Source organism: Streptomyces sp. NPDC030820, from assembly GCF_055572075.1.
Genome location: NZ_JBVIEB010000006.1, coordinates 1 through 15,296 on the forward strand (window position 1 = coordinate 1; position 15,296 = coordinate 15,296).

Below are 15,296 nucleotides of genomic sequence, written 5' to 3' on the forward strand. Positions count from 1 at the left end.
TTCGGCGGGTTCTCGGCGTAGGCGATCGTGCCGTCCGGCCGGTGATGGAACCACTCGGGGTGTTTCTGCACCCACGGATGGTCGGGCGAGCACTGCAACGCGAAGTCCAGCGCCACCTCCAGGCCCAGCTTCTCCGCCTCGCCGACGAAGAAGTCGAAGTCCTCGATGGTGCCGAGGCCCGGATGGACGGCGTCGTGCCCGCCCTCGGGGGACCCGATCGCCCAGGGCACGCCCACGTCCTCCGGACCGGCGGTGAGCGTGTTGTTGGGCCCCTTGCGGAAGGTCGTACCGATGGGATGAATGGGCGGCAGGTAAACGACGTCGAAGCCCATCTCCGCGATCGGCTCCAGCCGGCGTGCGGCCGTGCGGAAGGTGCCGTGCGGCTGCTCGGCCGTGCCCTCCGAGCGCGGGAAGAACTCGTACCAGGAGCCGTACAGGGCCCGTTCGCGCTCCACCAGCAGCGGCATGGGATCGGAGGCGGTGACCAGCTCCCGCAACGGATAGCGGGTCAGCAGCGCGTCCACCTCGGGCGACAGGGCGGACTTCAGGCGCTCGTGCACCGACAGCGAGTCGTCGCCGAGGGCTTGTGCGGCGGCGAGGAGAACGTTTCGCTCCGGCCCCTTCGGCGCTCCGGCGGCCGCACGCTCGTACAGCTCGGCGCCCTCCTCCAGCACCAGCCCGATGTCGATCCCGGCAGGCACCTTGACCGAGGCGGTGTGCCGCCAGGTCGCCAGCGGATGACTCCAGGCCTCCACCCGGAAGGTCCAGAGGCCCGTCGCGTTCGGGGTGACGTCCGCACCCCACAGGTCACTGCCGGGGGACAGCTCCCGCATCGGCGTCCACTCGCCACGGCGGCCCTTCGGATCGCGCAGAACCACATTGGCACCCACGGCATCGTGCCCTTCACGGAACACGGTGGCCGTGACCTGGAAGGTCTCCCCGGCCACCGCTTTCGCCGGGCGCCTGCCGCACTCCACGGCCGGCCGGACGTCACGTACCGGTACACGGCCGATGGTCGGGGTCCTGCGCATGTATCTCACCTCCGCCGTGCGCGAAGCCGGGCACCCGGCCCGGCTTCGCGATCCGAGAGGGGCCGACTCACGCCGGCCCCGGGGGGAACGCCTTGTACGGTGCCAGCTCAGGGGCTTGGCGCCGTGGAACGCCGCTCCGAAGGCGGCGCTCTTCTGGCCGATCGGCGCGGCCGCGGCCGTCCGTCCTGCTCGCGCAGGTAGGTGACCAGATTCGTGCGCAGATAGTGTTCGGCGGCGTCCGCGGCCTCGCGGGCGCAGCGTTTGCCCATCAGTACGCACAGCGTGTAGCCCGAGTCCTCGAAGGTGGCCCGGACCGTGCGGTCGTGGGGCGAGGCGAGCATGACGCGCTCCCACGCCCGGTAACGCCGCAACGCCCGGGCCACTTCGGCCTTGGCGGGTAGCAGCATTGCCCTCTTCACCTTCCACGCTCTCGACTGGGCGCGTTCCCGACGGTCGGGTGGTGTCCGCGCACGGAAGGGCACGGCACCGTTACGGCGATCGAGGCTTTCACTTATGGTGCACGGATGACGACGCAGCGTCTTGTTGGATCTTCAACGACGGATGTGTGTCGGGCCCTCGTGTTGCACGAATGGCGTAGCGCGGTCACCGTGGAGATGACTCTGAAGCGATCAGCGCTCACGCTATGTGTCCGGGATCCCTCCCGGACGGGCATCCGGGACCTCTCCCGGACGGGCGAGGGGAGCGAGAGCTTCGCCGGTGAGGAGCAAGCGACGATGAAGACCGCAGTGCCCTGCTACTACCACCTCGACGTGGAAGTCAGCCCGGAACGGGTGGGACAGGTCAGCCGCATCCTGGCCGCCCACCTCCGCTACTGGGACCTCGAGAACCTCGCGGTCCCCGTCTGCCGCGGCGCCGAACTGCTGCTGCGGGCGATCGACGAGCATGCGAAGGACAAGCACACGTCCATCGAGATGTGGTGGAACGGCCAGCACCTCATCACCGCCTTCGGCGACGACGACCCGGACCTGCGCCCCGACCTGGACCTGCGGTCCTGCCTGGCGGACATCGCCGCCATGAGCGACGGCTGGGGCTGCTGCGCCTCGGACACCGGCAGCAAGATCATCTGGTTCTCGCAGCGGGCCCGCGCCGGTCAGCGCGTCCCGCTGGTGCCGACCGCCCCCGCGCCGACGCTGCGGCAGGGGCTGCAGGTGCCGCGCGAGACGCCGGTGGCGGTGCTGGCCGCACCGGCCGGAGCCATGGACGACACGCTCGCGGCGCCGGCCGCCGTGGCGGCTGCTTCGGACGACGCCCTGGAGGGCAGCCGGTGACCGCCCGCAGAACCAGGAAAGGGCTGCCCGTGTGGAGCGGGCAGCCCTACCCGTTGGGTGCCGCGTTCGACGGGCAGGGCACCAACTTCGCGCTGTTCAGCGAGGTGGCCGAGCGGGTCGAGCTGATCCTCGTCGACGACGCCGGCAGGCAGACCCCAATCCCGCTGCACGAGGTCGACGGATTCGTCTGGCACGCCTATCTGCCCGGCATCGGTCCGGGCCAGCGCTACGGCTACCGGGTGCACGGCCCCTGGCAGCCCTCGCTCGGCCACCGGTGCAATCCGGCGAAGCTGCTGCTCGACCCGTACGCCCGCGCCGTGGACGGCCAGATCGACAACCACCCCTCGTTGTACGAGCGCGCCCCGGACGGTCCCGCACCGGCCGACAGCGCAGGGCACACCATGCTGGGCGTGGTCACCGACCCGTACTTCGACTGGGGCGACGACCGCCCGCCCCGCACGCCGTACTCGGACTCGGTGATCTACGAGGCCCATGTGCGCGGTATGACCCGCACCCACCCCGACGTCCCCGAGCGGCTGCGCGGCACCTACGCCGGCCTCGCCCACCCCGCTGTCATCGAGCACCTGACCTCGCTCGGCGTGACCGCGGTGGAACTGATGCCGGTGCACCAGTTCGTGCAGGACGGCGTGCTCCAGGACCGGGGTCTGTCCAACTACTGGGGCTACAACACCATCGGCTTCTTCGCCCCGCACAATGCCTACGCCGCCTTCGGCACCCTCGGCCAGCAGGTCAACGAGTTCAAGGCCATGGTGAAGGCCCTGCACGCGGCCGGCCTCGAAGTGATCCTCGACGTGGTCTACAACCACACCGCCGAGGGCAGCGAGATGGGCCCCACGCTGTCCTTCCGGGGCATCGACAACGCCTCCTACTACCGCCTGGTCGACGGCGACTGGGCGCACTACTACGACACCACCGGCACCGGCAACAGCCTGCTGATGCGGCACCCCTACGTGCTCCAGCTGATCATGGACTCGCTGCGGTACTGGGTCACCGAGATGCGGGTCGACGGCTTCCGCTTCGACCTGGCGGCCACGCTGGCCCGGCAGTTCCACGAGGTGGACCGGCTCTCGGCGTTCTTCGACCTGATCCAGCAGGACCCGGTGATCAGCCGCGTCAAGCTGATCGCCGAGCCCTGGGACGTGGGGGAGGGCGGCTACCAGGTGGGCAACTTCCCGCCGCTGTGGTCGGAGTGGAACGGCAAGTACCGCGACGCCGTACGGGACTTCTGGCGGGCCGAGCCGGGTTCCCTCGGCGAGTTCGCCTCCCGGCTGACCGGCTCCTCCGACCTGTACCAGCACAGCAGGCGCCGGCCGCGCGCGAGCGTCAACTTCGTCACCGCGCACGACGGTTTCACCCTGCGCGACCTGGTGTCGTACAACGACAAGCACAACGAGGCCAACGGCGAGGACAACCGGGACGGCGAGAGCCACAACCGGTCCTGGAACTGCGGCGTGGAGGGCGCCACCAAGGACCCGGCCGTCCTCGAACTGCGCGCCCGCCAGCAGCGCAATCTGCTGGCCACGCTGCTGCTCTCGCAGGGCATCCCGATGCTCTGCCACGGCGACGAGCTCGGCCGCACCCAGCAGGGCAACAACAACGCCTACTGCCAGGACAACGAAATCTCCTGGGTCGACTGGGAGCTGACGGACGAGCAGCGCGGCCTCACGGAGTTCACCCGGCATCTGATCGCCCTGCGCGCCGCGCATCCCGTGCTGCGGCGCCGCCGCTTCTTCCACGGCGAGACCGCGACCCATGCGCAGCAACCGCTGCCCGACCTGATGTGGCTCAGGCCCGACGCCCGTGAGATGACCGGCCGGGACTGGCAGCGTGGGGACGCGCACTCGGTGGGGGTGTTTCTCAACGGCGACGCCATCGCCGAACGCGACGCCTACGGTCGCCGGATGGTCGACGACTCCTTCCTGCTGCTCGTCAACGGCTACTGGGAACCGGTCGACTTCAGCCTGCCCGACGACACCTTCGGTGAGCGCTGGACGACCCTGGTCGACACCGCCGACCCGGACGGGATCCCCGACGAGCGCGAACGCAAGGCCGGCACGCGGCTTCGTGTGGAGGCCCGCAGTCTGATCCTGCTCACGCGTCCGTCACGGATCGCGAGCTGAGCGGCTGTCAGGCTCAGCGCACCCGTCGTGACGTCACCGTGAACTGGGCGCCGTCCGCGTCCCGCAGGATCGCCTCGTTCTCGTCCTCCCTGAGCACGCTGCCGCCGTGCTTCTCCGCCGCCCGGGCGCAGTCCGTGACGTCCGCGACGGCGAAGTGGATCTGCCAGTGCGGCCGGACGGAGGGATCCGGTGCCGACTCCACCGCGCCCGAGTCGATGCGCGCCACGATGTCGCCCTGGCTGCGCAGCACCACCTCGCCGCCCTCGTACTCCACCTCGCAGCAGCCCGGCAGCCCGGACGCCCAGTCGAGGATCTCGCCGTAGAACATCGCGGCGTCGAAGGCGTCGCGGGTGTGCAGCCGGATGAACGTCGGTGCCGCCCGCCGCCAGGCCTCCCAGTTGGCGACCAGTTCCCCCTGCCAGATGCCGAAAGTGGCCCCGTCCCGGTCGGCGAGCAGTGCGGCACGGCCCGGCGGGAAGGACAGCGGCCCTACGGCCGCGGTACCGCCGCGCTCGCGGACCCGGGACACCGCCACGTCGGCGTCCGGCACGGCGAAGTACGGCGTCCAGGCCACAGCCATCTGCCACATGGCGGCGACGGCGGCGATCCCGGCCACCGGCACCCCGTCCGCCAGTGCGATCCGGAAGTGCTCGCCGAGTTTCGCGCCGCGCCAGCGCCAGCCGAGGACGGCCGCGTAGAAGTCCTGGGTGGCCTCCAGATCACGGCTGGTCAGGCTCACCCAGCACGGGGCGCCGAAGACGGAGTGGGTGGAGACGACGTCTCGCCTGCGCGGTCCACCACTGGCGGGGGTGTTGTGGTTCATGTCCGTCGCGTCCTGCTCTCGGGGCCGGGCGGCCACCGCTCTGGCACCAGTGTCCAACCGGAAGGGGGTCGGGTGCCTGTCGAGTACCCCCGGTGGCAGCGGTGCAGCCCGGCGAGCACGATGGGGGCATGGGAGCGAACGAGCCCGACAGGATCTCCGCGCTGCAGGCCGAGGTCGACCAGATGAAGGAGGCCGTGGTCTCCCACGCGGTCGTCGACCAGGCGATCGGGATGGTGGTGGCCCTGGGCAGGGTGACCCCGGACGAGGGCTGGGAGGTGCTGCGGGATGTCTCCCAGCACACCAACATCAAACTGCGCAACATCGCGGAGCTGATCCTCATCTGGGGCCGCCGGGGCGACATCCCGCCCGATGTCCGCGCCGAGCTGGAGGACGCCCTGGACCGGTACGGCCCGACCCAGGTGCCCGGGTCCGCGGAGGAGTGAACCCCCGGCGGGGGCTCGGCCGGCCGTGCTGTGGGACCGGCGGATCAGCGGGCCTCGGCGAGCAGTTCCTCGCGCAGCCGCTCGAAGCAGCTGCTGAGCAGCCTGGAGACGTGCATCTGCGAGATGCCCAGCTGCTGGGCGATCCGGCTCTGCGTCATCCCGCAGAAGAACCGCAGGTAGAGGATGACGCGCTCGCGTTCCGGCAGTGCCGCGAGACAGGGCTTGACGGCGGCCCGGTCGACCACGAGGTCGAATCCGGGGTCGGGGCCGCCGAGGGAGTCCCCGAGGGCGTAGCCGTCGGTGCCGGCCACCTCGGCGTCCAGGGACAGCGCGGAGAAGCACTCCAGCGCCTCCATGCCGGTGCGCACCTCGTCCTCGCTGAGCCGCGTGTAGGCGGCGATCTCCGTCACGGTGGGCGGGCGTCCCGAGGTGCTCTGGGCCAGTTCCTTCGCGGCGGAGCGGACCCGGTTGCGCAGGTCCTGCACCCGGCGCGGCACGTGCAGGGTCCACATGTGGTCGCGGAAGTGGCGCTTGATCTCACCGGTGATGGTGGGCACGGCATACGCCTCGAAGGCGCGGCCACGCTCGGGGTCGTAGTGGTCGACGGCCTTCACCAGACCCAGCGCGGCCACCTGGTACAGGTCCTCCAGGGTCTCCCCGCGGCCGCGGAAGCGCACGGCGATCCGCTCGGCCATGGGCAGCCACAACCGGACCAGTTCATCACGCAACGCCCGCCGCTCGGTACCGTCGGGCAGCTTCGCGAGCCGCTCGAAGGACTCCACCGTGTCGGGGGCGTCGTCGTGGGGGTGGGAGGTCGTACTGCCGGTGACGGGCATGGTGCGCACCTCTCTCAGCAGGTGCTGGATGTACAGACACCGTGGGAGGCGCGCTCGGACCAGGAAATGGGGCAGCGTGGCGTGCGGCAAGCAGCCGACTCCCACGGACGTGCCTCCGGTCCGAAGCACTGTCCTTCGTTTTCCCGCTACCAGACATCGCAAAACAATTAAGTACAAATGGGATGCAGTCAGGTCGCCCTTGACCTCTCCTTGGCCAGCATTACCTCTGTAACAGAGATAATCTTCTGGCGTGGGAACCGAGACGGCGCAGCGAGCGGCAAGGGAGTCCGAGACCTTCCCGGAGGAGCTGACGGACGCGCTGGTGCGCATCCAGCGGCTGATCCGGCGGCGGTTGCGCGGCGGGCTGAGCGTGCCCCGACTGCGCGGTGCCGAGGTGGAACTGCTCCGGCTGGTCGAGTCCCGGCCCGGCATCGGCATCTCGGACGCGGCGAGGGCCCTGCACCTGGCGGGCAACTCCGTGTCGACCCTGGTCAACCAGCTCGTCCGGGACGGATACCTGCTCCGCGAGACCGACCCCGACGACCGGCGCGCGGCCCGGCTGCAGCTGACCGCTGCCGCCGGGAAACGGCTGGACGACTGGAGGCGGCGCCGGGCCGAACTGGTCGGCCGGCACGTGTCCCGCCTCGACGACACCGACCGGGAGGCCCTGCGCGCGGCCTTGCCGGCGCTGCGCAAACTCGCGGTCGGCCTGCACGAGGAGGCCGAGGAGGCATGACGGAGACCGACGACCGTGACGGAGGCCCAGAGGCCATGGCGAGGGACAGCACCGAGCACCCCGGCAACGCCGCCGGCACCACCGGCGTGCCGAACGGGTCAGGCAGGCGCTGGCCGCCGTCGGCCTCGCGGACGCCGCCGACCGGCTCGCCGGAACCTACTCCGGCGGCATGGTCCGCCGCCTGGAGCTGGCCCAGGCGCTGGTCAGCGCGCCCCGGCTGCTGATCCTCGACGAGCCGACCATCGGCCTCGACCCGATCGCCCGCACCGGCGTCTGGGAGCACATCAACGCCGTCCGCGCGGTGACCGGGATGACCGTCCTCGTCACCACCCACTCCATGGACGAGGCCGACCAGTACTGCGACCGGGTCGGCCTGATGCACCGCGGCCGCATCCGCGCCCTCGGCACCCCGGCCGAGCTGCGCCGCGGCCTCGCCGAACGCCTGGGCACCGACACCCTGCCGACGCTGGAGGACGTCTTCCGCGCTGTCGCCGGCAGCGGCCTCGACGACCACTCCGCAGGAGGTTTCCGCGATGTCCGCAGCACCCGCCGCACCGCGCGCCGAGTCGGCTGACCGCACCCCCGGCAGCGACACCGCCCTGCTGCTCAGCCCGCCCGTGCCGCGCGCCGGCTGGCGGCTGCTGCCCGCCCGGGTCGTCGCCATGTGCGCCGTAGAGCTGCAGAAGCTGCGGCACGACCGCACCGAGCTGTACACCCGGGCGGTCCAGCCCGCCCTGTGGCTGCTGATCTTCGGTCAGACCTTCACCCGGATCCGGGCGATCCCCACCGGCGGCGTGCCGTACATCGACTTCATGGCGCCCGGCATCATCGCCCAGTCGGCGATGTTCATCGCGATCCTCTACGGCATCCAGATCATCTGGGAACGCGACGCGGGCATCCTGAACAAGCTCCTCGTCACCCCGACCCCGCGCTCGGCACTGATCACCGGCAAGGCGTTCGCCGCCGGCGTGAAGTCGCTGATCCAGGCGATCGTCGTGATCGTCATCGCCGCCGCGCTGGGTGTGGCCCTCACCTGGAACCCGCTGAAGCTGCTCGGCGTCGCCCTCGCCGTCGTGCTCGCCTCCGCGTTGTTCTCCTGCCTGTCGATGACCATCGCCGGCATCGTGCTCAGCCGCGACCGCCTCATGGGCTTCGGCCAGGCGATCACCATGCCGCTGTTCTTCGGCTCCAACGCCCTGTACCCCCTCTCGGTGATGCCGGGCTGGCTCCAGGCCGTCAGCAAGGTCAACCCGCTGAGCTATCAAGTCGACGCCCTGCGAGGCCTTCTGCTGGGCACGCCCGCGCACCTCGGCACCGACTTCGGTGTCCTCGCGGTGGCCGCCGCGCTCGGCATCACCGCGGCCTCCGCACTGCTCGGCCGGCCGGCCCGGTGATCTTGCCGCGGACGTGATGTGCGGCACGCACCCGTGCCCCCGCCGAATGCGCCGCGAACGCATCCTTCCTGGGCAGCGCTTGATCACCGATCAAAGCGGGCGAACCCGCTGGCCACAGCGCATTCCGCTCATTTGACAGTGCGCTCGGCGCACAGATAGACAGCAGCTCTCGAAGGTCGAGAGGGGCACTGTGTACGAGCCGAACGTGGTCGGGGACTGGCACGAGTACGACGAGCATGCCGGTCTGCGGGTCCGCGTCCACCGTCTGGAGGCGGCCGAGCCGCCGCGCGGACGCGACGACGCCGCCGCCGGGCTGACGTACTTCAGTGTCCGGGTGACGGTCGAGAACCGTGGCGCCCGGCACTACGGCATCCACCTGGAGGACGGCCAGATCGACGTCCGGGTCGGTCCGGACGGCGAGGGCGCGTTCATCGACTGGCGCAACTCGCAGTTCATCGAGGGCTTCGACGTCTACCCGCTGCGCCGGGCCACTGCCGTGATCTACGCCGCCGCCCCCGAGGCCGCCCTGACCCACGTGGACGTGCAGGTGCAGCTGCGGGTGGAGGACGAGTGGGCCGACCGCCGGCTGTGGACCGGCGGCATCGGCGTCCTGGACGCGACCACGGCCGCCGCCCCCGCGGCAGCCGGGCAGGGCAGCCTGGCCCACCAGGTCAGCGCGTTCCTGAAGGACCAGACGGAGCCCGGCACCACCGCCTGATACGGCGGCGCCGACGGCGCCGCCGTACGGTCAGTGCGGGATGCCGTCGATGATCTCCCGCGCGCCCTGCCGCAGCAGCGCCACCGCGACAGAGGTGCCGAGCGTGGCCGGATCGAGCCGGCCCGCCCACTCGTGGGCGTTCAGCCGGGTCTTGCCGTCCGGGGTGAACACACAGGCCCGCAGGGACAGTTCGCCGCCGCGGTCCACGCGCGCGTAGCCGGCGATCGGGCTGTTGCAGTGGCCCTGCAGCACATGCAGGAACATCCGCTCGGCCGTCGCCTCACGATAGGTGTCCGGGTCGCCGAGCCCGCTGACGGCGTCGATCAGAGCGGTGTCGTCCTCCCGGCACTGCAGGGCGAGGATGCCCGCGCCGATCGGCGGCATCATCGTCTCGGTCGACAGCACCTCGCTGATCACGTCCGTGCGGCCGATCCGCTCCAGACCGGACATCGCCAGCAGAAGGGCGTCCGCGTCCCCTGCGGCCAGCTTCTCCAGGCGGCGGTTGGCGTTGCCGCGGAAGGGCACGCACTCCAGATGCGGGTGGGTGGCGGCCAGTTGGGCCACCCGGCGCACCGCGGAGGTGCCGATCCGGGTGCCGGCCGGCAGTTCGTCCAGGGTGAGCCCGCCCGGGTGGACCAGCGCGTCCCGGATGTCGTCCCGCTTCAGGAAGGCGGCGAACACCGTCCCGGCGGGCAGCGGCCGGTCGGCGGGCACGTCCTTGACGCAGTGCACCGCGAGATCGGCCTCCCCGGCCAGCAGGGCCGCGTCGACCTCCTTCGTGAACGCCCCCTTGCCCTCGACCTTGGACAGATCGCCGAGCCACTTGTCGCCGGTGGTCTTCACCGGCACCACCTCGGTGCGCACGCCGGGGTGCAGCACGGCCAACTCGGCACGGACCCGCTCCACTTGGGCCAGGGCCATGGGGGAGTCACGGGAGACGATACGGATCAATTCCGGGACGGACATGGGGACACGATAGACCCTCGGACCCGACGCCCGGTCAGGACCCGGCTCGAACACCGCGGTCTCCTCGAACGGCACCGTCCCGACCCGTGAAGCGCGCCGGGCACCGCTCCCTGCTGACCCGATGATCGTGCCGGGGCGGCGGCCGGTTCCCGGCTCAGGCGCCGGCTGCGCCGACCGGGAGGCTGTAGCGCAGCTTCCGCTTCGCGCGGGCGCCGAGCCGGTCGTAGAACCGGACCGCCCCGTCGTTCCAGGCGGGCGTCTGCCACTGCACCTGAGCGACGCCGAGCCGCCGGGCCTCGGCGACCACCGCGTCCACGAGCAGGGGGCCGAGGCCGAGGCCGCGGTGGCCGGGGGCCAGGAACAGGCAGTCCATGTGCAGATACTCCCGCCCGTCCCAGGTGGACAGTTCGGGCGCACAGGTGGCGTAGCCGACGATCTCGCCGTCCGGGGCCTCGGCGACCAGGCAGCGCAGCCGCGGGGCGGGCGTGTCGAAGAGCAGGCCGGCCAGCCGGGTGGCGAGGTCCGGGACCGGCGGGGCGGCGCGCTCGTACTCGGCGTGCTGGGCGGCCAGTTCGGCCACGCGAGGCAGATCGGCGCGGTCGGCGTGCCGCACCAGGGCAGTGCCGGTCACCGGACCTCGCCCTCCAGGGTGTCGGCGCTCCAGGCGGTCAGGCGCTCGGCGAGCGGGCCCTCGCCGTCCAGCACATGCCGGGAGAACGCCTCCCGCTCGTGCGCCAGCAGCGCGGCCTCCCAGACGCAGGGGGCGAGCCCCGCCCGGCCCGGCCGCAGCTCGGCCGGCCGCTCCGCCGGGCCGGTGAACACGGCCAGGTCGGACATGTGTCCCTCGATCCAGCTGTGCACGAGGACATAGTCGCCGTCGCCGCCCGCGTGCACGATCAGTACCGCGAGGCCCAGCGAGCCGCGTACCCGTCCCAGGGTCAGATGGCCCGCGGCCAGGTCCAGCGCCGTGTCCACGGCCGACGGACCGACCGTGCGCCCCGGCGCCTCCAGCGCGTACACCTTGACGAGGTGACCGGCGGCTTCCCGGACGCCCAGCGCCCGGGCCGTACGGCCGTGATGACCCTCGGCGAGGGCAAGCAGTCCGGATGCGTCGATCGCCGGGGGCAGCTCCACGTGAAGATCCATCCAGCCATGATGAGGGCTCGGTGCGCAGGCGTCCATGGCGAGGTGACGGCATGGCATGCGGCAGCGCGGCGCACTGTACGGCTCGGTGGCGTACCGGCGTGCCTCCTCAGCCGAAGCCCTCCGGCAGGTCCGCCGCGGATTCCTCCGGGGTGAGGTCCGGGCGGAGCCGCAGCCAGGACGGCTGGCGCAGGAGCCCGGCCCGGGTACGGGTGCTGTAACTGACCTCGCCGACCAGCCGGGGCAGCACCCAGCGGGCGTCCGGGACGCGCGGCACCGGATCGAAGGGGCACCGCTCGCTCGCGGTGTCCCGCAGCAGCGCGGCGAGCTCCGTCCGCTCGGCCTCGCTCCAGCCGGTGCCCACCCCGCCGACGTACCGCAGTCGGCCGCCCTGGTCGCGCTGGCCGACCAGCACCGCGCCGGGCAGCCCGCTCAGCCGCCCTTTGCCGGGCAGCCAACCGCCGACGATCACATCCTCCGCGCGCATGTTGCGGATCTTGATCCAGGCACGGGAGCGGACCCCGGGCTCGTACACCGAGTCCAGCCGTTTGCACACCAGGCCCTCCAGGCCGTGTTCCCGGGTCGCCGCGAGCGCCTCGGCGCCGTGTCCGGTCACCGCACCCGGAGTCGACCAGTAGGGCCCGGCCAGTCCCAGCTCCGTCAGCCGGGCCCGCCGCCGTACGTACGGCTGCCGTAGCAGGGACTCCTCGCAGTACGGCACGTCGAACAGCACCAGATGCACCGGCACCTGGGCGGCCCGGCGTGCCGCCCGCGCGGGGGCGTGCGCGAGGCCCATCCGGCTCTGCAGCAGCTGGAAGTCGGCCCGGCCCTGTTCGTCGAGGGCCAGTACCTCGCCGTCCAGTACGGCGGGGGTGGGGCCCAGCGCGCCGCCGAGCGGCCGCAGTTCGGGGTAGGCCGCGGTGATGTCCTCGCCCGAGCGGGCGCGCAGCAGCAGGCTGCCGTCGCCGGGCAGATAGATCATCACCCGCTGGCCGTCCTGCTTGGTCTCGTACGCCCACCGCTGGTCCTGGGCGGCGGGCGGCAGGGTGCCGGGAGTGGCGAGCATCGGCGCGATGAGCGGCAGGGGCACGGCGGTCACGGCTGAAGATCTCGACCGCTTCCGCCGGCCTCACGCGCCTTCGGCCACCGGTTCCCCTGAACGGGCCCGGGCCGCCGCCTGCGCATGCCGCGGACACGGGCGGGGGACGCCGGCCTCCGGCGGTGTCCGCCGTCGCTCAGCGGGCTTCCAGCCGACGACTCGCTTTCGAGGGGTCGGGGCGGTGGGCTCCAGTAGGCGGCGCCGCTCCTCGTCCCCACGGGATGCGGCGCACGGGGTGGGCTCCGCTCATGGCCACCCCGGCTCGTAACGGGCTTGCTTGAGTCAGGCAAGCAAATGGGCTGTGCCCGGCACCGTCCGCTTCCCGGTGGGTCGGCGTCAGGGGGATCGTGGCGGTCTGACCCAGCCCAGCGACCGTTCGACGGCCCGCTGCCAGTTGTCGTACTCCGACTCCCGCAGCTCGGGGTCCATGTCGGGCAGCCACTGGGCGGCCCGGTGCCAGTTGCGGCGCAGCACTTCCAGATCGGGCCAGTAGCCGGCGGCGAGCCCCGCCGCGTAGGCGGCGCCCAGGGAAACCGTCTCGGCGACCATGGGCCGCACCACGGGCACGTCGAGCACATCGGCCACGAACTGCATGAGCAGGTTGTCCGCGGTCATGCCCCCGTCCACCTTGAGCTGCCGAAGGCGGACCGAGGAGTCGGCGTTCATGGCGTCGACGACCTCCCGGGTCTGCCATCCGGTGGCTTCCAGGACGGCCCGCGCCAGGTGGCCCTTGGTGATGTACGAGGTGAGGCCGACGATGACCCCGCGTGCGTCGCTGCGCCAGCGGGGCGCGAACAGACCAGAGAACGCGGGAACGATGTAGCAGCCGCCGTTGTCCTCGACCGTCCGCGCGAGGGTCTCGATCTCCGGCGCGCTGCTGATCAGCCCCAGGCGGTCCCGGAACCACTGGACGAGTGCGCCGGTGACGGCGATCGACCCTTCCAGGGCGTAGGACGGCTGCTGGTCCCCGATCTTGTACGCGACGGTCGTGAGCAGGCCATGCCGGGACCGAACCAGCTCGCCACCGGTGTTGAGCAGCAGGAAACTGCCCGTTCCGTAGGTGCACTTGGCCTCGCCGGGGGAGAAGCAGGTCTGGCCGAAGAGGGCCGCCTGCTGGTCGCCGAGGGCGGCCGTGATCGAGACCCCGGGCAGCAGCGCTCGGGCCTCGCCGTACGTCTCCGCGGACGACCGGATCTCGGGCAGCATCACGCGGGGCACCCCGAAGAAGGCCAGCAGCTCCTCGTCCCAGGTGAGCGTGCGGATGTTCATCAGCATGGTGCGGCTGGCGTTGGTGGCGTCGGTGATGTGCAGGCCGCTGTCGGCGCCCCCGGTGAGGTTCCAGATCAGCCAGCTCTCCATCGTGCCGAACAGCACCTCGCCGTCCTTGGCGCGCTGCTCGATCCCCTTGACGTGGTCGAACAGCCACCGGATCCGCAGCGCGGAGAAGTAGGTCGAGGGCGGCAGGGCGCACCGCTCCAGGAAGAACGCCTCCCCGGGGCGCTGCATGAGGTCGTCGACGAGCGGTGCCGTGCGGGTGTCCTGCCAGACGATCGCCCGGCCCAGCGGGGCGCCGGTCCGCCGGTCCCAGAGCACCGTCGTCTCGCGCTGGTTGGCCAGGCCGACAGCGATGACCTGCTCCCTGCCGGCACCGGTGTCGGAGAGCGCCTCCGGCACGATCTGCCGCAGGTTGTGCCAGATCTCCATGGCGTCGTGCTCGACCCAGCCGGGCCTCGGGAAGTGCTGCCGGTGTTCCTTCTGCGCGACCGAGACCAGCCGCCCGCGGTGGTCGAACAGGATGCATCGGGTCGAGTTGGTGCCCTGATCGATGGACATTACGTACCGTTCGGCCATGATCGGGTCTGCCTTCCGACGGATCGAGGGCGGCTGCTGCTCTACCAGCGGGCGGCTCCCAGGTCTCTGGAGATCGCCCGTGCGGCTTCACGGATCAGCGTGATCAGACTCGGGCGGGGGTGGCCCTGGCTGTCGCAGATCCGCTCGACCGGCCCGGACAGCCCGATGGCGCCGACGACGAGGCCGCCGTGCCCGCGGATCGGTGCGGCGAGGCCGGCCTCGCCCATGGTCATTTCCTGGGTCTCGGCCGCCCACCCGAGTTCCCTGACCTCCGCGAGCGCCCGGGCGAGCTGCTGGGGATCGACCAGGGTGTGCCGGGTGTACGCCTCCAGCCCCTGCTCCTGTCCCGGCTCGACGCTCGCGGTCCCGTACGCCAGCAGTACCTTGCCGAGCGAGGAGGCGTGCAGCGGCAGCAGCGAGCCCACGTCCAGGGTCTGGAAGGTGTCGTCCGGTCGGAACACATGGTGGACGACGAGGACGCTGCCCTCCAGAGGCGTGCCCAGCCGCACCGCTTCCCCGCTGCGGGCGGCCAGGGCGTCGGCCCAGTTGAGCGAGCGCGAGCGCAGCTCGTTGACGTCGAGATAGCTGGTGCCGAGATGCAACAGGGCGGCTCCGAGCTGGTACTTCCCGGTCGCGGCGTCCTGTTCCACGAAGTCCACGTGCTGGAGCGTGCGCAGAATGCCGTGGGCGGTGCCCTTCGCCAGCCCGAGCGAGGCCGCCACCTCGCCGAGGCCGAGTCGGCGGGGCCCGCCGGCGAGTAGACGCAGAATCGCCGCCGCCCGTTCGATCGACTGGACTGGGCCGGCCATGAAGTGAGCCTATTACC

At 71.6% G+C, this 15,296-nt stretch carries 16 protein-coding genes and 1 pseudogene; 7 read left to right on the forward strand and 10 right to left on the reverse strand.

The features are described from left to right. Positions 1-1,031, reverse strand: a 1,031-nt coding sequence (locus ACZ418_RS17480; protein WP_468363230.1) for a maltotransferase domain-containing protein, incomplete at its 3' end; no start/stop codon positions are given. Between the two features lie 107 nt (positions 1,032-1,138). Beyond that, on the reverse strand, positions 1,139-1,438 hold the full coding sequence (locus ACZ418_RS17485) for a DUF5133 domain-containing protein (RefSeq protein ID WP_468363232.1): 300 nt from the start codon (positions 1,436-1,438) through the stop codon (positions 1,139-1,141). Positions 1,439-1,765: 327 nt separating this feature from the next. Here ACZ418_RS17485 and ACZ418_RS17490 point away from each other — a divergent pair, with 327 nt between their 5' ends. Beyond that, positions 1,766-2,320, forward strand: coding sequence for a pep a2 (locus tag ACZ418_RS17490; protein ID WP_468363234.1), 555 nt, complete (start codon positions 1,766-1,768; stop codon positions 2,318-2,320). Then, positions 2,317-4,461 carry a glycogen debranching protein GlgX gene (gene glgX / locus ACZ418_RS17495; RefSeq protein ID WP_468363236.1) on the forward strand — a complete coding sequence of 715 codons (2,145 nt, stop codon included), beginning with the start codon at positions 2,317-2,319 and terminating at the stop codon, positions 4,459-4,461. Before ACZ418_RS17490 ends, glgX begins: the two co-directional genes overlap by 4 nt. Before the next feature lie 13 nt (positions 4,462-4,474). Here the strand turns inward: glgX and ACZ418_RS17500 are convergent, their stop codons facing one another. Beyond that, positions 4,475-5,284, reverse strand: a complete 810-nt coding sequence (locus ACZ418_RS17500) for a VOC family protein (RefSeq protein WP_468363238.1) — start codon at positions 5,282-5,284, stop codon at positions 4,475-4,477. 128 nt (positions 5,285-5,412) lie between these two features. Between ACZ418_RS17500 and ACZ418_RS17505 the strand changes: the two genes are divergently transcribed. After that, on the forward strand, positions 5,413-5,727 hold the full coding sequence (locus ACZ418_RS17505) for an ANTAR domain-containing protein (RefSeq protein WP_468363240.1): 315 nt from the start codon (positions 5,413-5,415) through the stop codon (positions 5,725-5,727). A 44-nt stretch (positions 5,728-5,771) separates the two neighbouring features. Here the strand turns inward: ACZ418_RS17505 and ACZ418_RS17510 are convergent, their stop codons facing one another. Then, positions 5,772-6,563, reverse strand: a complete 792-nt coding sequence (locus tag ACZ418_RS17510) for an RNA polymerase sigma factor SigF (RefSeq protein ID WP_468363242.1) — start codon at positions 6,561-6,563, stop codon at positions 5,772-5,774. 250 nt (positions 6,564-6,813) lie between these two features. Between ACZ418_RS17510 and ACZ418_RS17515 the strand changes: the two genes are divergently transcribed. The 4 genes and pseudogenes from ACZ418_RS17515 to ACZ418_RS17530 all read left to right on the forward strand — a co-directional run bounded on the left by ACZ418_RS17515 (position 6,814) and on the right by ACZ418_RS17530 (position 9,411). Further along, positions 6,814-7,299, forward strand: coding sequence for a MarR family winged helix-turn-helix transcriptional regulator (locus ACZ418_RS17515; RefSeq protein ID WP_468363244.1), 486 nt, complete (start codon positions 6,814-6,816; stop codon positions 7,297-7,299). A 76-nt stretch (positions 7,300-7,375) separates the two neighbouring features. Further along, positions 7,376-7,873, forward strand: a pseudogene (locus ACZ418_RS17520) (ATP-binding cassette domain-containing protein); the annotation flags it as partial. Then, complete coding sequence (locus ACZ418_RS17525) at positions 7,833-8,693, forward strand: ABC transporter permease (protein WP_468363246.1); 861 nt, start codon at positions 7,833-7,835, stop codon at positions 8,691-8,693. The pseudogene ACZ418_RS17520 and the gene ACZ418_RS17525, both read left to right, overlap by 41 nt. Before the next feature lie 190 nt (positions 8,694-8,883). Further along, positions 8,884-9,411 (forward strand): hypothetical protein, encoded by a 528-nt coding sequence (locus ACZ418_RS17530; RefSeq protein WP_468363248.1) that lies wholly within the window; start codon positions 8,884-8,886, stop codon positions 9,409-9,411. A gap of 30 nt (positions 9,412-9,441) precedes the next feature. On the opposite strand, the gene hemC is transcribed toward ACZ418_RS17530, so the two are convergent. The 6 genes from hemC to ACZ418_RS17560 form a co-directional block, all read right to left on the reverse strand. Next, positions 9,442-10,377: a hydroxymethylbilane synthase gene (gene hemC, locus ACZ418_RS17535; RefSeq protein WP_468363250.1), complete on the reverse strand. Its 936-nt coding sequence runs from the start codon at positions 10,375-10,377 to the stop codon at positions 9,442-9,444. A gap of 154 nt (positions 10,378-10,531) precedes the next feature. Further along, a complete protein-coding gene (locus tag ACZ418_RS17540) occupies positions 10,532-11,008 on the reverse strand; it encodes a GNAT family N-acetyltransferase (RefSeq protein ID WP_468363252.1) in 477 nt (158 codons plus the stop codon). Then, positions 11,005-11,523 (reverse strand): hypothetical protein, encoded by a 519-nt coding sequence (locus ACZ418_RS17545; RefSeq protein ID WP_468363254.1) that lies wholly within the window; start codon positions 11,521-11,523, stop codon positions 11,005-11,007. Before ACZ418_RS17545 ends, ACZ418_RS17540 begins: the two co-directional genes overlap by 4 nt. Before the next feature lie 106 nt (positions 11,524-11,629). Continuing rightward, complete coding sequence (locus ACZ418_RS17550) at positions 11,630-12,610, reverse strand: ATP-dependent DNA ligase (protein ID WP_468364360.1); 981 nt, start codon at positions 12,608-12,610, stop codon at positions 11,630-11,632. Positions 12,611-12,955: 345 nt separating this feature from the next. Then, the gene (gene glpK / locus ACZ418_RS17555; RefSeq protein ID WP_468363256.1) at positions 12,956-14,470 is read right to left on the reverse strand and encodes a glycerol kinase GlpK; all 1,515 of its coding nucleotides are present in this window, start codon (positions 14,468-14,470) and stop codon (positions 12,956-12,958) included. Positions 14,471-14,511: 41 nt separating this feature from the next. Further along, positions 14,512-15,279 carry an IclR family transcriptional regulator gene (locus ACZ418_RS17560; protein WP_468363258.1) on the reverse strand — a complete coding sequence of 256 codons (768 nt, stop codon included), beginning with the start codon at positions 15,277-15,279 and terminating at the stop codon, positions 14,512-14,514. Positions 15,280-15,296 lie beyond the last annotated feature (17 nt).